This window comes from Bradyrhizobium ottawaense (assembly GCF_900099825.1).
GTDB classification, from domain to species: domain Bacteria; phylum Pseudomonadota; class Alphaproteobacteria; order Rhizobiales; family Xanthobacteraceae; genus Bradyrhizobium; species Bradyrhizobium ottawaense_A.
Genome location: NZ_LT629693.1, coordinates 5760409 through 5778379, shown reverse-complemented (window position 1 = coordinate 5778379; position 17971 = coordinate 5760409). Strand labels below are relative to the sequence as shown.

At 58.8% G+C, this 17971-nt stretch carries 19 protein-coding genes and 3 pseudogenes; 9 read left to right on the top strand and 13 right to left on the bottom strand.

Annotation, left to right across the window (positions count from 1 at the left end; all coding sequences use genetic code 11):
- Nucleotides 1–829: 829 nt before the first annotated feature.
- The 4 genes and pseudogenes from BLR13_RS26995 to BLR13_RS41860 all read right to left on the bottom strand — a co-directional run bounded on the left by BLR13_RS26995 (nucleotide 830) and on the right by BLR13_RS41860 (nucleotide 5817).
- Nucleotides 830–1825 carry a BA14K family protein gene (locus BLR13_RS26995; RefSeq protein ID WP_083387577.1) on the bottom strand — a complete coding sequence of 332 codons (996 nt, stop codon included), beginning with the start codon at nucleotides 1823–1825 and terminating at the stop codon, nucleotides 830–832.
- Between the two features lie 182 nt (nucleotides 1826–2007).
- A pseudogene (locus BLR13_RS26990) lies at nucleotides 2008–2848 on the bottom strand (IS3 family transposase); the annotation flags it as partial.
- 380 nt (nucleotides 2849–3228) lie between these two features.
- Nucleotides 3229–4479, bottom strand: coding sequence for an MFS transporter (locus BLR13_RS26985; RefSeq protein WP_074817669.1), 1251 nt, complete (start codon nucleotides 4477–4479; stop codon nucleotides 3229–3231).
- Between the two features lie 321 nt (nucleotides 4480–4800).
- Nucleotides 4801–5817: an integrase core domain-containing protein gene (locus BLR13_RS41860; RefSeq protein WP_074817671.1), complete on the bottom strand. Its 1017-nt coding sequence runs from the start codon at nucleotides 5815–5817 to the stop codon at nucleotides 4801–4803.
- A gap of 1070 nt (nucleotides 5818–6887) precedes the next feature.
- Between BLR13_RS41860 and BLR13_RS40400 the strand changes: the two genes are divergently transcribed.
- Nucleotides 6888–7154 carry a hypothetical protein gene (locus BLR13_RS40400; protein WP_143039663.1) on the top strand — a complete coding sequence of 89 codons (267 nt, stop codon included), beginning with the start codon at nucleotides 6888–6890 and terminating at the stop codon, nucleotides 7152–7154.
- Between the two features lie 99 nt (nucleotides 7155–7253).
- Here BLR13_RS40400 and BLR13_RS26975 read toward each other — a convergent pair whose 3' ends face one another.
- The 4 genes from BLR13_RS26975 to BLR13_RS26965 all read right to left on the bottom strand — a co-directional run bounded on the left by BLR13_RS26975 (nucleotide 7254) and on the right by BLR13_RS26965 (nucleotide 9062).
- On the bottom strand, nucleotides 7254–7538 hold the full coding sequence (locus tag BLR13_RS26975) for a hypothetical protein (protein WP_074817674.1): 285 nt from the start codon (nucleotides 7536–7538) through the stop codon (nucleotides 7254–7256).
- Entirely contained in the window at nucleotides 7523–7801 is a 279-nt protein-coding gene (locus BLR13_RS26970) for a hypothetical protein (RefSeq protein WP_143039664.1), read from the bottom strand. Before BLR13_RS26970 ends, BLR13_RS26975 begins: the two co-directional genes overlap by 16 nt.
- A gap of 241 nt (nucleotides 7802–8042) precedes the next feature.
- On the bottom strand, nucleotides 8043–8195 hold the full coding sequence (locus tag BLR13_RS40395; protein WP_157793720.1) for a hypothetical protein: 153 nt from the start codon (nucleotides 8193–8195) through the stop codon (nucleotides 8043–8045).
- Nucleotides 8196–8438: 243 nt separating this feature from the next.
- Complete coding sequence (locus BLR13_RS26965) at nucleotides 8439–9062, bottom strand: NYN domain-containing protein (protein WP_074817678.1); 624 nt, start codon at nucleotides 9060–9062, stop codon at nucleotides 8439–8441.
- Nucleotides 9063–9351: 289 nt separating this feature from the next.
- On the opposite strand from BLR13_RS26965, the pseudogene BLR13_RS26960 reads away from it, so the two are divergent.
- From BLR13_RS26960 to BLR13_RS26950, 3 genes and pseudogenes are all read left to right on the top strand, one after another.
- Nucleotides 9352–10057, top strand: a pseudogene (locus BLR13_RS26960) (TCP-1/cpn60 chaperonin family protein); the annotation flags it as partial.
- A 211-nt stretch (nucleotides 10058–10268) separates the two neighbouring features.
- Nucleotides 10269–10736 carry a sterol desaturase family protein gene (locus tag BLR13_RS26955; protein WP_074817680.1) on the top strand — a complete coding sequence of 156 codons (468 nt, stop codon included), beginning with the start codon at nucleotides 10269–10271 and terminating at the stop codon, nucleotides 10734–10736.
- A 96-nt stretch (nucleotides 10737–10832) separates the two neighbouring features.
- Complete coding sequence (locus BLR13_RS26950; protein ID WP_074817682.1) at nucleotides 10833–11201, top strand: VOC family protein; 369 nt, start codon at nucleotides 10833–10835, stop codon at nucleotides 11199–11201.
- 418 nt (nucleotides 11202–11619) lie between these two features.
- Here BLR13_RS26950 and BLR13_RS26945 read toward each other — a convergent pair.
- From BLR13_RS26945 to BLR13_RS26935, 3 genes and pseudogenes are all read right to left on the bottom strand, one after another.
- A pseudogene (locus tag BLR13_RS26945) lies at nucleotides 11620–12271 on the bottom strand (TenA family protein).
- Nucleotides 12272–12361: 90 nt separating this feature from the next.
- Nucleotides 12362–12697 (bottom strand): ferredoxin FdxA, encoded by a 336-nt coding sequence (fdxA, locus tag BLR13_RS26940; RefSeq protein ID WP_074817685.1) that lies wholly within the window; start codon nucleotides 12695–12697, stop codon nucleotides 12362–12364.
- A 38-nt stretch (nucleotides 12698–12735) separates the two neighbouring features.
- A complete protein-coding gene (locus BLR13_RS26935) occupies nucleotides 12736–13338 on the bottom strand; it encodes a MarR family winged helix-turn-helix transcriptional regulator (protein WP_079585820.1) in 603 nt (200 codons plus the stop codon).
- Nucleotides 13339–13436: 98 nt separating this feature from the next.
- On the opposite strand from BLR13_RS26935, the gene rpoH reads away from it, so the two are divergent.
- The 4 genes from rpoH to BLR13_RS26915 all read left to right on the top strand — a co-directional run bounded on the left by rpoH (nucleotide 13437) and on the right by BLR13_RS26915 (nucleotide 15534).
- Entirely contained in the window at nucleotides 13437–14336 is a 900-nt protein-coding gene (gene rpoH / locus BLR13_RS26930; RefSeq protein ID WP_074817688.1) for an RNA polymerase sigma factor RpoH, read from the top strand.
- Between the two features lie 180 nt (nucleotides 14337–14516).
- Entirely contained in the window at nucleotides 14517–14753 is a 237-nt protein-coding gene (locus BLR13_RS26925) for a zinc-finger domain-containing protein (RefSeq protein WP_074817690.1), read from the top strand.
- A gap of 212 nt (nucleotides 14754–14965) precedes the next feature.
- Nucleotides 14966–15202, top strand: a complete 237-nt coding sequence (locus tag BLR13_RS26920; RefSeq protein ID WP_074817692.1) for a hypothetical protein — start codon at nucleotides 14966–14968, stop codon at nucleotides 15200–15202.
- A gap of 80 nt (nucleotides 15203–15282) precedes the next feature.
- Nucleotides 15283–15534 carry a DUF1488 family protein gene (locus BLR13_RS26915; RefSeq protein ID WP_074817694.1) on the top strand — a complete coding sequence of 84 codons (252 nt, stop codon included), beginning with the start codon at nucleotides 15283–15285 and terminating at the stop codon, nucleotides 15532–15534.
- A 358-nt stretch (nucleotides 15535–15892) separates the two neighbouring features.
- Here the strand turns inward: BLR13_RS26915 and BLR13_RS26910 are convergent, their stop codons facing one another.
- Together BLR13_RS26910 and BLR13_RS26905 are read right to left on the bottom strand one after the other, a co-directional pair.
- Entirely contained in the window at nucleotides 15893–16054 is a 162-nt protein-coding gene (locus BLR13_RS26910; protein WP_154070775.1) for a hypothetical protein, read from the bottom strand.
- A 930-nt stretch (nucleotides 16055–16984) separates the two neighbouring features.
- Nucleotides 16985–17269 (bottom strand): usg protein, encoded by a 285-nt coding sequence (locus tag BLR13_RS26905; protein ID WP_074831058.1) that lies wholly within the window; start codon nucleotides 17267–17269, stop codon nucleotides 16985–16987.
- Between the two features lie 275 nt (nucleotides 17270–17544).
- On the opposite strand from BLR13_RS26905, the gene BLR13_RS26900 reads away from it, so the two are divergent.
- Nucleotides 17545–17862 (top strand): co-chaperone GroES, encoded by a 318-nt coding sequence (locus BLR13_RS26900; RefSeq protein ID WP_074817698.1) that lies wholly within the window; start codon nucleotides 17545–17547, stop codon nucleotides 17860–17862.
- The last annotated feature ends 109 nt before the right edge of the window (nucleotides 17863–17971 follow it).

Below are 17971 nucleotides of genomic sequence, written 5' to 3'. Positions count from 1 at the left end.
TTCGCCGCGTACGGTCGGCGGCCAGGACACGAGCGGATTTCTCACGCTGAAAACCTTGGGTCGCAGAAAAAAATCCCTGAGTGAAAGTGGGGCCGGTCCGCAAGCAAAGAGGCTCTGAGGAATTGACTACCCCCCACCCCTACGAACATCAAACCTCATACCTTACCCGCCTCATGGCCGGTGTGGCTTTTTGTATTTAATTCCTAGATTTTATGCGTGAACTAGACCCACCGGTCCGCGGCGATAATACCCCAGAGATTTGACCACCCCCCAACTATGGGCTTGAGCGGACGCACTCGCTTATGGTCATAGGCGCTTCGGGTCAAAATCAGATCTCGATGCTCGCAACGCAATGTCTGCTTTAGGCGTCCTTTTCCGTGATGACCGCGAACTCATTGCCAAGCGGCACTCCGCCCAGGCCGAAGCGGACCGGGGCCTTGTAGTGTTCGACGTAGTTGTTTGCATGCTGGTTTGCCCTTTTGTCTGCGCGGCGGCCGAAATGCTCGTTAAGGTAGCTGTTGCCGCGACTGCCGAGCCCTCAATGACCAAGCCGAGGAAATCTCGGCGGCTGTGCGGCAGCGTTGCACCCTTTTCAGTGTTGTCAGAATTCTGTTCTCCCAATGTCACTACGTGGTGACGCGACGCCCTGCGGCCGTCGCGCGCTACTTCAGGCGGGGTCCAGGCCCTGCGATTTACGCCAACCCTCTGTGCTGGGCCCGGCCGATCGATGCCGAGCTGCGCCGCGATGCCAGAACGGTAACGCCAACACGTATTCGAAGGGCGGCTCCGAAGAGGTGGTCGGCCGGGCGATCAGGTGAGGGGCGAGTACTTAGCAACCGCGGCAGATGCCGTTGATCATGCGGTCGAGCGCCGCGTTCTCCTGGTTGACTGGATCGTTCGGATTCATCAAGTTTTTTTCCGAGGTCACTTGATCAGCACGCGGCTGGCGGTGCCCCACCAGTGCCTCCGGCAGCAATTGCTGGTCCGAGTTCATCGACGGAGCTGCGGCTGGATTTCCCGAACCAGCCGGCTGCGCAATCGCCGCCGTCGCGGCTCTTTCTTGGTTTTTTCCGCAAGGATGTCGCAGACCATCGTCGCCGAGATACGTCCCGGACACCGGGTCGTAGGACTGGTAATGCTGGGCGCAATAGGAAGGATCAGCGCCGCTCGATACCACGGAGCCGGAGTACCCGTCGTAGCCGGGGTCGTTGTAAGCGTAGCCGTCGTTATAATAATTGGGATCGTAGTATCCAAAATAAGTATAGGGGTCGTAGTAGCCACCGTAGCCATAACCCAGCGCGCTACCGGCCGCTAATCCGCCAGCAAAGCCGACTCCTCGGTCATAACCGTGGCGCCGGTCGCGATCGCCGCGATACCCGCCGTGCGCAAACTGTCCGTCGCTGTGCCCAGTGAAATTTCCGCCGCTCACTGAGCCAACTCGGCCATCGCCGATGCTTGCTTGAGCACCGCGGAACCCGCCGCCGCCGACGTGCATCCCACCGCCACCGCCGATGCCGCCGATGTGCATCGCGCCGCCACCGCCGATGCCACCGATGTGCATCGCGCCGCCACCGCCGACGCCGCCGATGTGCATCGCGCCGCCACCGCCGATGCCGCCGATGTGGATCGCGCCGCCACCGCCGATGCCGCCGATGTGCATCGCGCCGCCACCGCCGACGCCGCCGATGTGCATCCCACCGCCACCGCCGATGCCGCCTACATGCATCCCCCCGCCGCCGCCGCCGATCCCCGCCGCGAAGGCCGGGCCTGCAACAGCTAACGCGAGTGACAGAGCCGTAGCCCCGACCATACGAAGTTTCGACATTGTGCTTCTCCACAAGAACCTAAAGCAGAAACATAGGCGTTAGGCGCGAGGCTCATGTAGGTTAGAAATCCGCCGCTACCATTAAATTAGATTTTAAGAGTCAGAGGCCCATCAAACGCTGGTGCATTCGCGTTGAACAATGAGTTGCTTCCAAGTAGCCACCGCGCATATGCGCGCGAGTTTTTGCCCCGTCGCCAGATCGCCATCACCAGAGCGTCGGTGACGAGCTGCGCCGTCATCGCTGCACTCATCGACCAGCCGACCACGCGCCGCGAGAACAGATCGACGACAGCCGCCACATAGAGCCAGCCCTCCGCGGTCCAGACATAGGTGAAGTCGGCAATCCATTTGCGGTTGGGAGCGGCTGCTTCGAAGCTGCGGTCGAGCACATTGGAAGCGACGGCGGCGGCCTGCCGCTCACCCAGATCCGGCGGCAGACGCCGCCGTCGCGGGCGTGCTTTGAGGGCCTGCAGCCGCATCAATCGTTCGATCCGATGCAGCCCGCACGATACCCCTTCGGCGAGCAGGTCGTGCCACACCCGCCTGGCGCCATAGGTCCGGTCGCTCGCCAGGAAACTGGCACGAACCTTCGCGCCAAGATCTTCTTCGCTCCGGCTGCGCCGACTGCGCGGTCGTGTCAGCCAGGCATAAAACCCACCCCGCGAGACACCGAGCGCCTCGCACAACCAATCCGCCGGCCAGACCCCCCGGTGCTTCGCAACAAAACCAAACTTCACGTCGATTCCTTCGCGAAGTAGGCCGCGGCTTTTTTAGGATATCTCATTCGGCCTTGAGCTTGGCAACCTCGCGCTTGAGCTGCGCGATCTCCAACTGCTCCGGCTTCATCTGACCGTGGCCGGGGAATGCTTGTTGCGGATCGTCCGCAAGCTGCTTCACCCAACTGCGCAACTGCGTCGGATGAATACCAAGGTCTTCCGCGGCCTTCGCATACGACACGCCACGATCCCTGATCAGGCGAACCGCCTCAAGCTTGAACTCTCGCGTAAACTGACGTCTCTCCATGACACACCTCCTGCTCCATAAAACACCTAACTCGGTGTCTTCGGAACCGGGTGCAGCTCAGAGGGCCATCGAAATTCTTGAAGCAATCTCAGGAGCCAGTCGCGCAGTTGGACCTTGGGCCTCTAGCAGTGCTTCATGATCCGATTTCCAATCGGGCGACCAGCCCGATTGTCATAACCGTGAGAAAGATGCTCGTTGTCAGGGCCGCCAGGGACAGCGTGGCCTGACGATAAGACGATGCCTGGTCCGGCGACGGATCGCCGGCGGAAGGATCCAGGATTTCCGTCACTGAACTGGCACCGTCTTCTGCGACGGTCCCGCAGTATAGGCAGCCGAAGCGGCTTCGCCATCAGGGCGCTGGCGTGCGGCAAGGTTTGTCGTCATTGAGCAGGCTCTGCAGCAGAGGCGCGTGAGCGTCTTCGCAACGTGCCGTCGGTCAGGAGCGACATCGCGAACACTCCGAGGCCGCCGAGCGCAAACGATGTGCCGACCCATCCGGTCGACGTCCATCCATACCCGGCAGCGATGGTGAGGCCGCCGGTCCACGCACCGAGCGCGTTTGCGATATTGAAGGCGGAATGGTTGAGGGAGGCTGCAAGCGTCTGCGCGTCTGCGGCGACGTCCATCAGCCGGGTCTGCAACCCCGGAACGACGGCGAATCCCGTCCCGATCAGCAGCACGTTGGTCACAGCAAGCCAGGCATGGCCAGCCGTGAAGACCAGGAGACCGAGCACGGTTGCGTTCCAGACGAGAAGGCCACCGATCGTGGGCAGCAGGGCGCGATCAGCCAGCCGTGAGCCAGCGACGTTGCCGATAATCATCCCAGTGCCGAACACGCAAAGCACGAACGGCACGAGGCTTTCCCGAATGCCGGCGACATTGACTAGCGTCGGCGTGATGTAGCTGAACACGGCGAACATGCCGCCCGAGCCGACCGCGCCGATGCCCAAGGTCAGCCAGACCTGCAGGCGACGGAGAGCGCCGAGCTCGCGGAACGGGCTCGCGGCCGCATCGGCCCGATCCGCCGGAACGAAGCGCCAGATCAGCAGAATTGTCAGAGCCGCAATGGCGCCGACGACGGCGAAGGCCGCCCGCCATCCCACCGTCTGCCCGAATGAAGTGGCGAGAGGCACACCCAGCAGCGTTGCGACCGCGAGGCCCAGCATCACACGGCCCACGGCGCGGGCGCGCTGGTTCGGTTGCGCCATATTCGCGGCGACGAGCGATGCTACTCCAAAATAGGCTCCGTGCGGCAGCCCGGTCAGAAACCGCAGCACGACGAGCCAGCCATAGTCGGGAGCGAGCGCGCTCGCGACATTGCCGGCTGCAAAAACCGTCATCAAGGCAAGAAGCAAGGTTCGCCGCGACAGCCTTGCGGCCAGAACGGCAATCACCGGCGCGCCGATCACCACACCGAGCGCATATGCGCTGATGACGTGTCCCGCTACAGGGATCGACACGCCGATATCGCTGGCGACATCGGGCAGCAGCCCCATGATGCCGAACTCGCCCGTACCGATGGCAAAGCCACCGACGGCCAACGCGACCTCCGCCAGGTGCACTTGGCGCATCGACACAGGCGAGGACTTGCCTCGTGAGGACCTAGCTGGTTGGAGCGCAACGGGCGTCATGGGGATATCTCGTCAACAGAAGGCGGGCCGAGCCTTTTCGTTGAGTGGCCTACCTTGAAATGCCGAGTGACCCAAAAGAATCGGCTATAGACCGGGGGAAAGCTGGAGCCGAAGTTTACAGCTTTTGAAAAGTGCCGCATATCGGCACAGGTCTGATGTGGGTTCGCAATCCGCCGACACCATTAAATTCTGTTTTAGGAGCCAGGAATGGCTGATGAAAGTGAACGGGTCCGCTCCGGCTTGCGTGAACATGCCTCATCGATCTGCGGGGACGCTTCAGTAGCGCGGGGCCGAAGTCCGAGTAGCTGTGCCTGTCGTAAATCAAATTCGGAGATATTGATGATGCAACCCGCCCAGTACAGGACGACAATTGATGTGCCCTACCCTCTCTACGGCGCGCGGTACTGGCGCATCCTTCCCCATGGATAGATGCGTACGCATCTCGTTATAGTAATTCATGTACGACAGCAGCACATGACGAAGATGCCGCTCGCCGAACACAACAACGTGGTCAAGGCACTCCCGTCGGATCGAGCCGATAAGTCGTTCAACAAATCCGTTTTGCCATGGGGAGCGCGGCGACGTCGGTCGATCGCGAATACCCATTGATCGAAGCCGTCGGATGAAGACCTCGCCATAGGCCCCATCCCGATCGCGGATTAGATAGCGGGGAACTTGTTCCCAACCACAAGCTTCCGTGAGCTGATTTGCGATCCATTCCGCGGTCGCATGCGGTGTAACGCCAAACCATAGAATCTTCCGCCGGCCATGCCCCATGATCAGCAGGCCGTAGAGCAAACGAAACGAGATCGTCGGCACGACGAACAGATCCATCGCCGCGATGCCGTCGGCATGATTGCGGATGAAGGTGTTCCAGCCTTGGGACGGCGGCCCTCTACGCCTGACCATATACTTGGCCACGCTGGTCTGACCGATATCGATGCCGAGCTTGAGAAGCTCGCCGTGGATGCGCGGCGCGCCCCAGAGTGGATTTGCGATGCTCATCTCGCGGATCAGCCGGCGTATTTCGAGTGGCACCTTCGGCCGGCCACCACGCCGTCTCGACTTCCAGCGCCAGTACAACCGGAAACCCGCGCGATGCCAACCAACAATGGTGTCCGGCTTCACGATTGCCAGCGCATCGCAAATCTTTGGAAACAACCGATAGAGACCAACGAATACCAAGCGATCGAAGACGCTGAACGAGAGTCTCTTAGGAGCAGTCCGCCGCAGAACGTTTATTTGCTGCCGCAATGTCCAAATCTCTGCCTCGAGCGCTGCCCGCGACCGCAATAGATCGACAACCGCCCAACCAATGAGCCTGAAAAGATCCCTCATTGAACAACAGCATCGCCCGATTCTCGGTCAACCGCCAGCCAGATAAGGTTTCCGAAAGGGACAGGCGATGCTAGCCGAAGTGGCAGCCAGCTTGGCGGCGAACGGGAAAAGCACGGCACCGCCGATGGTAGGATCGGCGGAACCGTGCGAGGCCACGACGCGGAGACTGTGGCGAACTGAAAAAAACGGTAACCCGGACAAAACGGTCCATTCGGGTTCCCAGCCTAAAACCGGAACAAGCTTGCCGCTCGGTGAAAATGCTAGCACCAACTTCGACAATGGCCCCGCGGCCGCCAAAATTTTTTCAGTCAGTCTGTGCGCGTCACTCGGCTAAGCGAGAACTAACGCCGAGTTGTCGACCCTCGCTTAGGCCTAAACTTCTCGGCGAACCAAAATAGGAAAATCCCGGCGAACGATAGGCCGAAAAGCACAGCGGTCATTGCGAAGGTTTCCTGCGCATCTGACATGACATCCTCCCAATGTTTTTGAATCGTTATGTTCGCCGGAAACGATCAAACCTCATTGCGATGGATCAATCAGGTGCCGTCAATATTTTCAAACTCGGGCGGAACAATTCGCAGGTTAGTAATTTGGGCAGCCCAAAAGGCAGAAGCACAGCCCCGCTGAGTTCAGTGGGGTCAAACGGGGGCCGTGCTCCCACGCATAAAACCGGAACGATGCAAATTGGGACCACCACTCGGTAGAATGCAGAGTTGAACCTAATTCATCGGATAGGGAGTGAATTTGATCTCGCACAATTGGTGCGATGCGAACGTGCGGCTCTTCAGAAACAAAACGGCCTCACAGGTTACGGATCCGGTCACGAATCCGTGGATTGTCCGCCGCCGGAGCGGTGATATGTTTCTTACAAGGCGTCTCTGCCCGTGGCGCTGACTTGATTCTGATTGGTTGGCCCCGTCCTTCGACCCCATCCGAGGGCGGGGTTTTGATTTCTGCCGGCACAAGTTTCCCCGCCGAGGGCGCCCATTGAGGAGGCCAGGACGCTGCCCGCGTGATCGGAAGGATTGGTACGACTAAGGCGTGACGCGCTTTGTCCCAAGGAGCGGCAGATGAGGAAGCGGCCATCCGAAGATGATTTTACGGTCGATGTTCTAGAGGGTGGAGGCGGCGCAACAGTTTTGTTCAAGCCGACGCAGAGCTACTATACCTTTTATCACATTGCCGATCCCAATGACATAAAACGGTTCGGTCCCCTGTCACCGGAGCCAGATGGCGTTCGCCACGCTGGTCCAACAGGCGACACTGATGACTACCGATCAGATGAAATTCAAGGAATGGCGCATTCGTTGGCCTCAGATGCAGCGAAGACGAAGTAGGCAACTTTACGCCTCAGAACAGTTTCTGCGCTGGTTTGCACTCGCCGTAGAATTTCTTAGGTGCGGTTTGTTCGATGAAGTGAACATTTGCTGCGCCAGTCATTCGGTTGAGCGTGGCGCACCTTTGTCCGGGACTATGGCCACAATCGTTTCCAGTGAAGTGTCTCCACGGATTGGCCAAGTAACGCCATCGATCGTTATAGTTTTCTTGGCAATATCTACCGCGACAGAAATCGAATATTTTTTACCCACCGGATTGACTTGCTTGCCCTGCTGGATCACTTCGATGGTTCCCCAGCATGACAACAAGACTTCCTCGGCGTGCGCTGCGCTGGCAGCGACCATTCCGAAAGCCAGTGCCAGTGCCTTTAGCGCATTCTCCATGTATGAACCGGTGCTACCAGTCTGCCTTCCGAAATCCGCTGTAAGCCGTCCTTAGTCAGAACGATGCCGCCTAAGACTTCCTTCGCATAACCGATATCCTTGAGCCGGGATTGAATGTGAGGCGGAATGTGATGGGTAGCCGGATGCGCCGCGAGCTGTCGTATGGCCTCAAATTCCAAATCATTTAGCTCTGGCGGCAGAATTTGATCCATCCGCCAAATATGCGCGCGGCTCATACGTTTTCCAGTCAGTAAGTCTGCCATATTCGAACTCACCAACGACCCAACGGCGCGCCGGTTTTGTGCGCATATCTGGCCATACGCAAAAGCCGCCAAGGTTGCCCTCGACGGCCCGCCGTTGCGTTGCGTTTGCGTGGAGGTGTGCTGCGTCGAGCGGTGTCGAACGGAGCCGTACCTGCTTGCCAGTGGACGCACGGCCTTAAATAAGGCTCTGGTGCGTTGCCAGTTTGTCGGGCCAACGATCCCCGATATCTCGATGAGCTGATCAAGCCAGCGTCGCTGCCCTATAGATGAAATAGCCGACCGTGCTGCCGCAAGCTGCGCCATCGAAGGGAGTTTGATAGACGCCTTGGATCAGCACGGTCTTTCTCATGCCGTCCACTTCGCGACCCGGGAATGCCTTCACCAGCGCCGCCACGATCTCGTCGGCGGTGGCGCCTTTGTCTTTCGAGATACAATCAATGATGGTCGCGATGGCCTTCGCCCGTCATGCTCTTCGGACCTAAAATATAATTGGGCCAGGTGGTCCGACGAATGATGGCTAGACTGCGGTTCACCCCAGGGCTGAGAGTTCTGTTTTGTTTCCGAAACTATTTTGAGCCCAGTCGGGCCGCTGGCCATACTGTCGGCGGCCCTTTTCATGGTAGATGGGCCAACTCTATCAATCGTCGAAGTCGTCGTCCGTCGGCGCTATGGTGGTCGCACGGTGCAGGAATTGCGGGGCGTGATGACGCGGTTCGCGCGGAGCCGGGCGCTCGGACGGATCGCGGCCGATCTTGGACTGCAATTCCACAAGGTCGGTGAAGACATCCGCCTGGCGCCGCAGCTCGTCGGCAATCATCGGTGGCTGGCTGGAAATGGTCGAAACCACGGTGACGTGGACGCCGCGGCGCTGAACCGCCTCCACCAGCGAGCGGAAGTTGCCGTCGCCGGAAAACAGCACCATCTGGTCAATGTGACCTGCGAGTTCCATGGCATCGACGGCAAGCTCGATGTCCATGTTGCCCTTCACCTTGCGTCGACCAAAGGCGTCGATGAATTCCTTGGTCGCCTTGGTGACGACCGTGTAGCCATTATAATCGAGCCAGTCGATCAACGGGCGGATCGACGAGTATTCCTGATCTTCGATGATTGCGGTGTAGTAGAACGCGCGCAACAGCGTTCCGCGACTTTGGAATTCCTTGAGCAGGCGCTTGTAATCGATGTCGAAACCGAGCGTCTTGGACGTCGCGTAGAAATTGGCGCCATCAATGAACAATGCAATCTTGTTTGAGGAAGATGGCATTTAGGTACTGGCCTCTTACAACAGAGACGCAGGCAAGGCCCGCCAATTCAGGGAGAGGCAAAAAGTCGTGATTGACGCAGCCTCTCAAAGTGATGCTCGACGATCAAGCCGCAAGTCGAGATTAGAGTGTCGCAAATGCGAACGCGCGAAGGCAAAAAGGTACAACTAAAGCGTTCAGGCCGGATCTTCCGGAGTACTCTAACAGTCTAGATCTAAATATTTTAAGTTTCAAATAGATTCTTCAGGGCTCCCTGACGTGCTGAGCTGGATCGATCGATACGGCGTGGACATGCTGCAGGACCTCGCTGTTCTGACCGGCGGTCAGGCGATCTCGGAAGATCTCGGCATCAAGCTTGAGAACGTCACCCTCGCCATGCTCGGTCGCGCCAAGAAGGTGATGATCGACAAGGAGAACATCACGATCGTCAACGGCGCCGGCAAGAAGGCCGACATCGAGGTCCGAGTCAATCAGATCAAGGCGCAGATCGAGGAAACCACCTCGGACTACGACCGTGAGAAGCTGCAGGAGCGTCTGGCCAAGCCCGCGGGCGGCGTCGCGGTGATCCGCGTCGGCGGCGCGACCAAGGTCGAGGTCGAGGAGCGCAAGGATCGCGTTGATGACGCGATGCACGCGACCCGTGCGGCCGTGGAAGAAGGCATCGTGCCGGGCGGCGGCGGCGCTTTGCTGCGTGCCTCCGAGCATCTCAAGGGGCTTCGCACCAAGAACGACGACCAGAAGACCGGCGTCGAGATCGTCTGCAATATCCTCGAGAAGGATCAATATGCCTACGGCTTCGAATCGCAGACCAGGGAACAACCTGATCTCTAAGGGCATCATCGACCCGACCAAGGTAGTTCGCGTAGCGATCCAGAACGCGGCCTCGGTTGCGGCTCTCTTGATCACCACCGAAGCCATGGTGGCCGAAGTGCCGAAGAAGAACGCAGGCGGCGGCATGCCTGCGGGTGGCGGCGGCATGGGCGGCATGGATTTCTAAGCCCAACCGTTCAGAGCTCGTTTAAATAAGAAGGATCCGCAGCAATGCCGGGCCTTTTGCTTTGGTCGCAACAAGGATCTACATCGTAGCGCAATGTGCGCTCGACCACCTCGTCGATTTCGCAAGCCAGCTCGTAGCCCGTTGATGGGGCTTATCGCCCCTTTTTCGATGTCGCGTTTGCGCATCTAATGGTCGGCGCCTAAGCTAGAGCATGACCGCCATCACCTATTTCGGCGAGATGTTAGTTGCCTCCGTGCTCGCAATCATGCTGCTTGCGATCTCGCCGCTTGAAACGAGGTACGCCGGTGCGCTTTTCGCAGGTGGAGCCGTTGCATGGACCCTCAGCGAATATGTCGTTCATCGCTTCGTGCTACACAATCTAACACCAACGCAGCACGCCCTGCATCATGCCAATCCCGACGAGCCGGTCCTTACAGTTTTCTGGCAAATTTGGGGTTGTTTCGCGTTCGTCTATTCGATTGCCGGTGGCGCATTCCTGGCGGGCGCGTTGATTGCCTATGCTTGGTATTTGTTTGTGCATCACTGCGCTCACCACCGCCCAGGCAATTTGCCTTTACCCCTACTTAAGCATCACCGAAGCCACCACAGGTTCGCGACTCGAAACTACGGTGTCAGCACAACGTTTTGGGATCATGTATTCGGGACGGTGCAGCGATAACTATTTGGCGCTATAGCGGCGCGAACTGCACGCGTGCCAGGCATAGCGAGCATGATGCCAAACGGCGAAGGGAAATTAAACAGGAGGGTTCTGTCCATGATCGAGGGGATCAGCGCGGTCACACTGGGCACCCACGAAATGCCACGAGCTGTCCGATTCTACCGCGCGCTGGGGTTTGAGGTCCTGCATGGCGGCGAAGAGTGGTCATTCACCAGCTTTCGAGCAGGGACGAGCTATCTCAACCTCATCGCCCAGCCTGCCGAGGGGCGCTGGTCCTGGTGGGGGCGGGTAATCTTCTACGTTACCGATGTTGATGCACTTTACGACCGTGCGCTCGCAGCGGGATACCAGCCAGCTACCGTGCCCCACGATGCCGAATGGGGTGAGCGCTTCTTCCACCTCAATGACCCCGACGGCCACGAACTCAGTTTCGCTCGGCCTTTGCTCCCGGTTTTGTCCCAATAGCAGCTCGAAGCGACCTGCCATTCCAAGAGGCGTTGGGAGAGCCTATAGTGCTGCGATTATCCGCTGAACCTGGGAGGCAATCATGCAGTTCAGGACAACCGGACTACTGCTGCTCGGCGCGATGGCGCTTCCCGCCTCCGGGACCGCGCAAACCAGCCCTGCTTCACCGGCAATTACACGAACAGTGGTCGCCGCAACCTAAAGAGCAACTAGAATCTGAATAAAGGACCCGCCGGGCGTGCCGGCGGGACTTCCGATCGAACGCCTCGACGGTACGGCACCCGCCGACGGGACGCACGACAGTGCTCAGCGCAGATTCGTAGCATGACCGGTCGTCCGCCCACCTCGCGCAATATGCTGGCAACCACGTTTCGCAAGCTTTTCCGACACGGTACGCAGTCCGTGACTATTCAACACGCTAGCCCGCACGCCAGCCCATTTCCCAGAAGTCAGCCTCGAGCCGGGTGGCTTCCTTAAAGATCACGATCAGCTCTGCCTCGCGGGCCGGCGTGAGGTAGAGATCGGCGAGACCCTCCAGGTGCGCGCGCACTTTCGCCGCGACCTCCTGGTATGGTGCACCGGCATACTCGGCGATCCAAACGCGATATGGGTTCGTTGCAGCGTGCGCATCGGGTCGCGAGGCGAGCCGTGTCGCGATCTCCGCGTAGCCGATCACGCAGGGGGCAAGCGCCACCTTGAGTGCCAGCAGATCGCCGCGCATTCCCGCGTCGAGCACGTAGCGTGTATAGGCCAGCATCTCGACCGCCGGAGGGGTTTGTTCAAGATCGCTGGGCGACAGGCCCCAGCCGGCGCAGAGCTTCACATGCAGGTTCATCTCGATGTCGAGGATGGCCGAGAGCCGGCCGCCGCTTCACGCATGTCAGCGAGCTTGGGCGACTACGGAGAGCGCGTAGGCGCGAGCAAACTCGGTGAGGAACAGGTAGTCCTGAACGAGGTAGTGACGACGCTTCGGCGAGCGAACCGTCTGCCAACCCGTTCGTGAAGGGATGCTCGGTGTAGGCCCGCCACTCAGCGGATGCTTCTGTCTTTAGACGCTCGAAGAAACTCATGATCTTTCGCCGGGTTTGCTTCTCAATTCGTGGCTTTGGCTCGCTACCAATAGTACGTCGCAAACCGGGTGGACGTTGACCTTGTCCGCCTCAATCACCCGCGCCGGGATTTGGTGAGAAGTATTGGAGCTTGTCCGGCTTCCCCTCCCACTCCTTAGAATCGGGCGGAGGCGCTTTTTTGACCATAATATTTGGCCAGATTTTCGCGTATTCCGCATTCAGCGACAGCCATTTCTCAAGCCCCGGCTCGGTGTCAGGCTTGATCGCGTCGACCGGGCATTCCGGCACGCAGACCCCACAATCGATGCATTCGTCCGGGTGGATGACGAGCATGTTCTCGCCCTCATAGAAGCAGTCCACGGGGCACACGTCGACGCAGTCCATGATTTTGCAGCGAATACAGCTCTCGTTGACGACGAAGGTCAATTAAGCGTCCTTTCAGCAGATCGCAGTGGTGAACTCATTCACGGTGTCCGTCCGTCCTCGCGGTGCTCGTTCATTGGTTGAAAATGGACGCAAAGAAGACCTACGTCCTCTGGCTGAATCGGAACACCGAGGAGCAGGCATTCAGCGGTCGAGGGGCCCGTGCTCGGCAGGTTGCCGCACATCTCTCTGCCGAAGTGCGTGCAGTCCGGGCAAACACCGAGGCGCCGATGCGCCCCACTCGTAGCTAGAGTGGACAACACCTGGTGCAGGGCGCGACGCATCGCAGTTCGCTCTGTCGCGTCGAGCGAATCCACGGCGCGCACCAGAACCTCGAACGGATCGCGTGCAAGCGCTTTTTTGCCCTTGCTCGTCAGTCGCAGACTTACGCTTCGCCCATCCGTCTTGACTGGCCGTCGAACCAAGTACCCACCCGCTTCAAGCGCCTTAATGGCTTGTGTTGCGGTGCCGCGGGTTGTCGCTTGAAATTCCGCGAAAGCCGACGGCGTCCGTGAGAACGGGTTGGCACGGGCGAAGAAGCGGAGCGCCATCCATTGGGCCGGACTGAGTTCGCCGTCATAGCCCTCAGCTTGTACGAGCCGTCCCACCTGCAGCAGGAGCTCTGCCGTTTCGCGCGCTGACATGATTACCTCTTCGAAAATATAATAGTGTTTCGAAATTAACTTGACAACCGATCGGATGCAGTTAATTTTGTTTCGAAACTAGTTTGAGGGCTTGGATCATGGCCCGCAACGCGGCCCTGCCGATCCTTACGGCCGAACCCGGCCTCACCCATTATCTTGAGGAAATCCGGCGGTTCCCGATGTTGGAGCACCAGGAAGAATACATGCTAGCCAAGCGCTGGCGCGAGCACGGCGATCGCGACGCGGCGCACAAGCTGGTCACCAGCCATCTGCGGCTCGTGGCCAAGATCGCCAGGGACTATCGCGGCTACGGCCTGCCGATCTCCGAGGCGATCTCCGAGGGCAGTGTCGGCCTGATGCAGGCGGTCGAGCGCTTCGAGCCAGAGAAGGGCTTCCGGTTCGCCACCTACGCCGTGTGGTGGATCAAGGCGGCGATCCAGCAATATATCCTGCGCTCGTGGTCGCTGGTGAAGATGGGTACCTCGGCCAACCAGAAGAAGGTGTTCTTCAACCTGCGCAAGGCCCAGAGCAAAATCTCCGTATTCAACGATGGCGATATGCGGCTGGACCAGGTGAAGATCATCGCCCGGCGGATCGGCGTCACCGAAACGGACGTGATTTACATGAACCGGCGGCTCGGCGGCGACGCCTCGCTCAACGCCGCGATGCGCGAGGACGGCAATTCCGGCGAGTGGCAAGACCGGCTGGTGGACGAATCCCCGGACCAGGAGACGACGCTCGCCGCGAGCGAGGAGTTCGATAACCGCCGCAAGACGCTGTCCGATGCGCTCACCGTGCTCAACACGCGCGAGCGGCGCATCTTCGAGACGCGTCGGCTCGCCGAGGAACAGATCACGCTCGTGGAGCTGGCTGAGGAATTCGGCGTCTCGCGCGAGCGCGTGCGCCAAATCGAGGTGAGCGCCTTCGCGAAGGTGCAGAACGCCGTGAAGCACCGCGTCGCGGCGGTGGCGATCCCGGCGCCTCTGGAGGTGCGTTAGCTTCCAACCTTCTCCCGTGGCGGGAGAAACTGACGGTGGACGTGCCGCTATGGGTACGTTTTACGGCAACCGAACGACGCGAGAGGGGCGCCGCTCACCGGGTGCTGATCGAGCCCTCGCTCGACGATCCATGCACGGCACCTTGCGTCATCGAGCGAGCGCCTAAGCTGCGTGCTGCAGATGGAACTTTCTCCGACGTTTCATAATGAAGTCGGGGTGCCGATCGTGCGCATTGGCTGCCGCGAGTTCAAGTGCATCGGGGATAAACCGCCGCAAGATCACCCACACATCTACCTCAAGATGGGCGACGCCAGTGAGATCGTCTGCCCCTATTGCTCTACACTATTCCGCTTCGATCCGAGCTTGGGCGCACACGAAGCTGATCCGGCAGATTGTGCTTACGGTGACAGGGACTGAGTTGAAAAGCAGCAACGCTGCTTCCTTCGTCGTGCCGGCCGCAGGCAACCAGCGCCAGGCGCTATCGTCCCGCCGTCCCGGGGGTGATTCACGATGGCCACGAACGATCCGCCCGCGCTAACGTGGTGGATCGAATGAGCGGGTCCCGGCTTGACTTGCGCGGTAACAGCGCCGCCTCCAAGAGGTCAATATCCCGAAGCCAGAGAACCTTGATGGAAGAGATGCCGCGTAAATCCGCAGCCGAACTTGAGGCCGAGTGCCTTCGGCTTCTGGCGATGGATCCGCACACGCGAGGCATTAAGCGCGTCGAGATAATTCGCTTGTACCCTAAAGGAACGGGGCCGAATTGGACCTACGGCGCGCTTGATCCGATGCCGACGCGAGCGGGCTTGGCCATTGCCCAAACGCTCATCGCGTCGGTCTATGGAAGATGGGCGCTGGCAGATTGATGCGCTCACGCAGCCCTCGCTTGTAGGGGGCCGGATAAACCACCATATGTTAGGCTAACCCCCGTCTGAGGACCATTCTCATGGTCGTTGCTGGCGGCGATTACGTTCATTTCGTTGTGGAGTACGGCGGCAAAATCGAAAAGTGCCGGGTAACGGAGACTGCCCTTCTGAACCGAGAGCGTATGAGCAGAAAGGACGCAGGATATGCACAGCTCGTCGCTATCTTTGTAAGGCACCGAGCCGAGATCGAACATCTCGCTCTCGCGAAGTTGCAGCTGGAGGGGCACTCTGACCGCGGTGTTGTAGTGACCACTGAGGATCTGAACCCTTGATGCAGGCTGGCTGCTCGACGTCCTCGCTTGCGCAAGCGACGACGTGGCTACTAGCTGTTGAGCGGCGATAACGTGAAAACGGCGAACCCCTATGAACAAGACGCTGATATCGACAGAAGAACTTAAGTAAACCGCCTCTCAGAAATCCACACTTACCCGGGATGCGAGGACATATCCACCGTCGGTATTTATCCCGTCACAGATGAGGTGGCCGAAAGACAATTGGTCTGTCCAAGTCGTAAGCAGCGAAGGCGTTGATCCCCAAGCCACAGGCCCCGCTGCGACTTACGCCAAACACAAGCTTCGTCGCGAATACAATCTGTTGACAGGTTAAGCCCTCACGCCGACATTAAACGCCTTAGTTCTTTCTGAGCGGCGGTTCGTTCGCTACTTCCTCTGCCAGTAACTTGAAAAGCTTCTCCTGCCGCGCATCGGCTTTCGCTGCCGCCGCTTCCGATGCAGCCACGAGACTGCGATAGAGCTTAAGGTTTTGCTGACGAATGAAAAATTGATGTTCCATAGCTACCTCCTCTGAGGGCATGGACCGAAGAGCATCGCGCGCCTGAGAATGGGAAGTGTCGAAGACGGCGAATTGGGAGCCGGAAGAACTCTGCTAAACAAAACTGCTCGTCGAAGCGAGCAGTTCGTTTCCATTAGCGCTGCGGATCTCTTTGTTGGCCGCCGCTCTGCTGGCCGCTCTGGTTTGGATTTTGCGTCTGTTGGCCAGGCGTCTGACCCGGGCTCTGGCCGGACTTAGCGGACTAATCGCCCTGTCGATTATGCTGACCATACTTGTTCGGATCATTCTGTTTGTCATCCCGTCTCCTTATTGGTGGGAAACATATGACAACCGAGCATACGGTGGTTCATTCCGGCAAATCAAAAAGAAAGCCGTTCAATTCAAATGCCGCAGACTACTTGCTAATTATCGCGACCTTTGCCTTCAGTTACCCCCTCGTGCTGAGCGACACATCCAACATATGCATATGCGCTTTTACCGTTGTGCACCCGGAGTGCGTTTCAATGCCTTTGCCATTTTCCTAGCGCCGGCTCTTTGCTTTGCTAGAGACTTTAGTTGACCGATATCCGTTGCGGTCAAAGGCGGGAACTTCGTTTTTTCTCAGCCAACCCAGCATCGCCGCGTTCACCTCTCGCGCCTAGCCGGGTCTTTTGTGGGATCGTCCCGCCCTCATCCGGATTAAGGCTGAAACCGCTCTTGGGCAACTATCTGACGCAGTAAGCGTGTTAGAAACGCTGTCCAAATTGGTCGCAACGCCGCCACCAACTGCGCGCGACACGAACGCTTGCCGATTCATCGAGCGATGGAGCGCAGGTTTTGGGCGATGGCCCGAACTTGGACTCGTCTTACGCGCCGCGCGGGCCGCGCAGTCAAGTCGCCGAGCCTCAGAATGTACTCAGGTGCGCTCTCGCCGCAATTGCTCCAATTGAATCAGTGCAACCGGAACACGCCGTCGATGGCGTGCAGTTCAGCTGGCTTAATGAGTTTCGAGTGCGCGACGGTGACCGCAAACAGCGGGCTTTCGAGCTTTGTTTCCCAAAACGCGAGAAAATCCTTTAGCGCCGGAAAATTCGGAAACAGATCGTAGTCTTGCCAGACGTAAGTTTGCAGCAGCCAGTGACGATCCGGACGGCGATACACGATTTCCGCTGTTGTCAGACCGTAGCCTGAGACCTGCTTCCTGAAATCCTTGGAAACCTCATCTTTCTCGACCATGCCAACCTCCAGCCCAACCTGAAAAAGCAATGGATGGTTCTCGCGCCAAAAATGAAAACGTTCAATAGGTCAAAGTAATCAACGTGCTAGCAGCATGTCACTTCGCCTGCTAGCAATCACTGCAAGTGTTCCTTCTCGAGAAACTCAAGTTGCAGTCAAACATGGTGGACCGAAGCCCTTGCGCCCCAGTGCCACAGGCTTATGTGAAGAGCGGCTAGCACTCGCTCATTGCGACTGCCAATCCAGAAATAATCAGAAAAGCCAGGGAGGATCGCATGAAGTTCCGTCCGCTCCACGACCGCGTCGTGGTCAAACGCATCGATGCCGAAGACAAAACCGCAGGCGGCATCATCATTCCAGACAGTGCCAAGGAAAAGCCCTCGCAGGGCGAAATCACGGCGGTCGGCCCAGGCGGCCGTGACGAAGCCGGCAAGCTGATTCCGATTGATCTCAAAGTTGGCGACCGCGTGCTGTTCGGCAAATGGTCGGGCACCGAGGTCAAACTGGATGGTCAGGAACTGCTGATCATGAAGGAAAGCGACATTATGGGTGTCCTCACCGACCTGCCTGCCGCCAAGAAGAAGGCCGCGTAAGCGCTAGCCAGGTTTTCCTTATCCCGAGGAGCCGGCGCAGCCGGCGTCTCTAGGGATGAGGCAGCAAGCTCAAATCTCATCCTTCAAGGCGCCCGCTCGATCACGCGCC

What these genes read in the sequence shown, in the direction of transcription:
- BLR13_RS26995 (WP_083387577.1), bottom strand. Translation starts at nt 1,825, where the DNA reads ATGTCGAAACTTCGTATGGTCGGGGCTACGGCTCTGTCACTCGCGTTA.
- BLR13_RS26985 (WP_074817669.1), bottom strand. Translation starts at nt 4,479, where the DNA reads ATGACGCCCGTTGCGCTCCAACCAGCTAGGTCCTCACGAGGCAAGTCC.
- BLR13_RS41860 (WP_074817671.1), bottom strand. Translation starts at nt 5,817, where the DNA reads ATGAGGGATCTTTTCAGGCTCATTGGTTGGGCGGTTGTCGATCTATTG.
- BLR13_RS40400 (WP_143039663.1), top strand. Translation starts at nt 6,888, where the DNA reads ATGAGGAAGCGGCCATCCGAAGATGATTTTACGGTCGATGTTCTAGAG.
- BLR13_RS26975 (WP_074817674.1), bottom strand. Translation starts at nt 7,538, where the DNA reads ATGGAGAATGCGCTAAAGGCACTGGCACTGGCTTTCGGAATGGTCGCT.
- BLR13_RS26970 (WP_143039664.1), bottom strand. Translation starts at nt 7,801, where the DNA reads ATGGCAGACTTACTGACTGGAAAACGTATGAGCCGCGCGCATATTTGG.
- BLR13_RS26965 (WP_074817678.1), bottom strand. Translation starts at nt 9,062, where the DNA reads ATGCCATCTTCCTCAAACAAGATTGCATTGTTCATTGATGGCGCCAAT.
- BLR13_RS26955 (WP_074817680.1), top strand. Translation starts at nt 10,269, where the DNA reads ATGACCGCCATCACCTATTTCGGCGAGATGTTAGTTGCCTCCGTGCTC.
- BLR13_RS26950 (WP_074817682.1), top strand. Translation starts at nt 10,833, where the DNA reads ATGATCGAGGGGATCAGCGCGGTCACACTGGGCACCCACGAAATGCCA.
- BLR13_RS26935 (WP_079585820.1), bottom strand. Translation starts at nt 13,338, where the DNA reads ATGTCAGCGCGCGAAACGGCAGAGCTCCTGCTGCAGGTGGGACGGCTC.
- rpoH (WP_074817688.1), top strand. Translation starts at nt 13,437, where the DNA reads ATGGCCCGCAACGCGGCCCTGCCGATCCTTACGGCCGAACCCGGCCTC.
- BLR13_RS26925 (WP_074817690.1), top strand. Translation starts at nt 14,517, where the DNA reads ATGGAACTTTCTCCGACGTTTCATAATGAAGTCGGGGTGCCGATCGTG.
- BLR13_RS26920 (WP_074817692.1), top strand. Translation starts at nt 14,966, where the DNA reads ATGGAAGAGATGCCGCGTAAATCCGCAGCCGAACTTGAGGCCGAGTGC.
- BLR13_RS26915 (WP_074817694.1), top strand. Translation starts at nt 15,283, where the DNA reads ATGGTCGTTGCTGGCGGCGATTACGTTCATTTCGTTGTGGAGTACGGC.
- BLR13_RS26910 (WP_154070775.1), bottom strand. Translation starts at nt 16,054, where the DNA reads ATGGAACATCAATTTTTCATTCGTCAGCAAAACCTTAAGCTCTATCGC.
- BLR13_RS26905 (WP_074831058.1), bottom strand. Translation starts at nt 17,269, where the DNA reads ATGGTCGAGAAAGATGAGGTTTCCAAGGATTTCAGGAAGCAGGTCTCA.
- BLR13_RS26900 (WP_074817698.1), top strand. Translation starts at nt 17,545, where the DNA reads ATGAAGTTCCGTCCGCTCCACGACCGCGTCGTGGTCAAACGCATCGAT.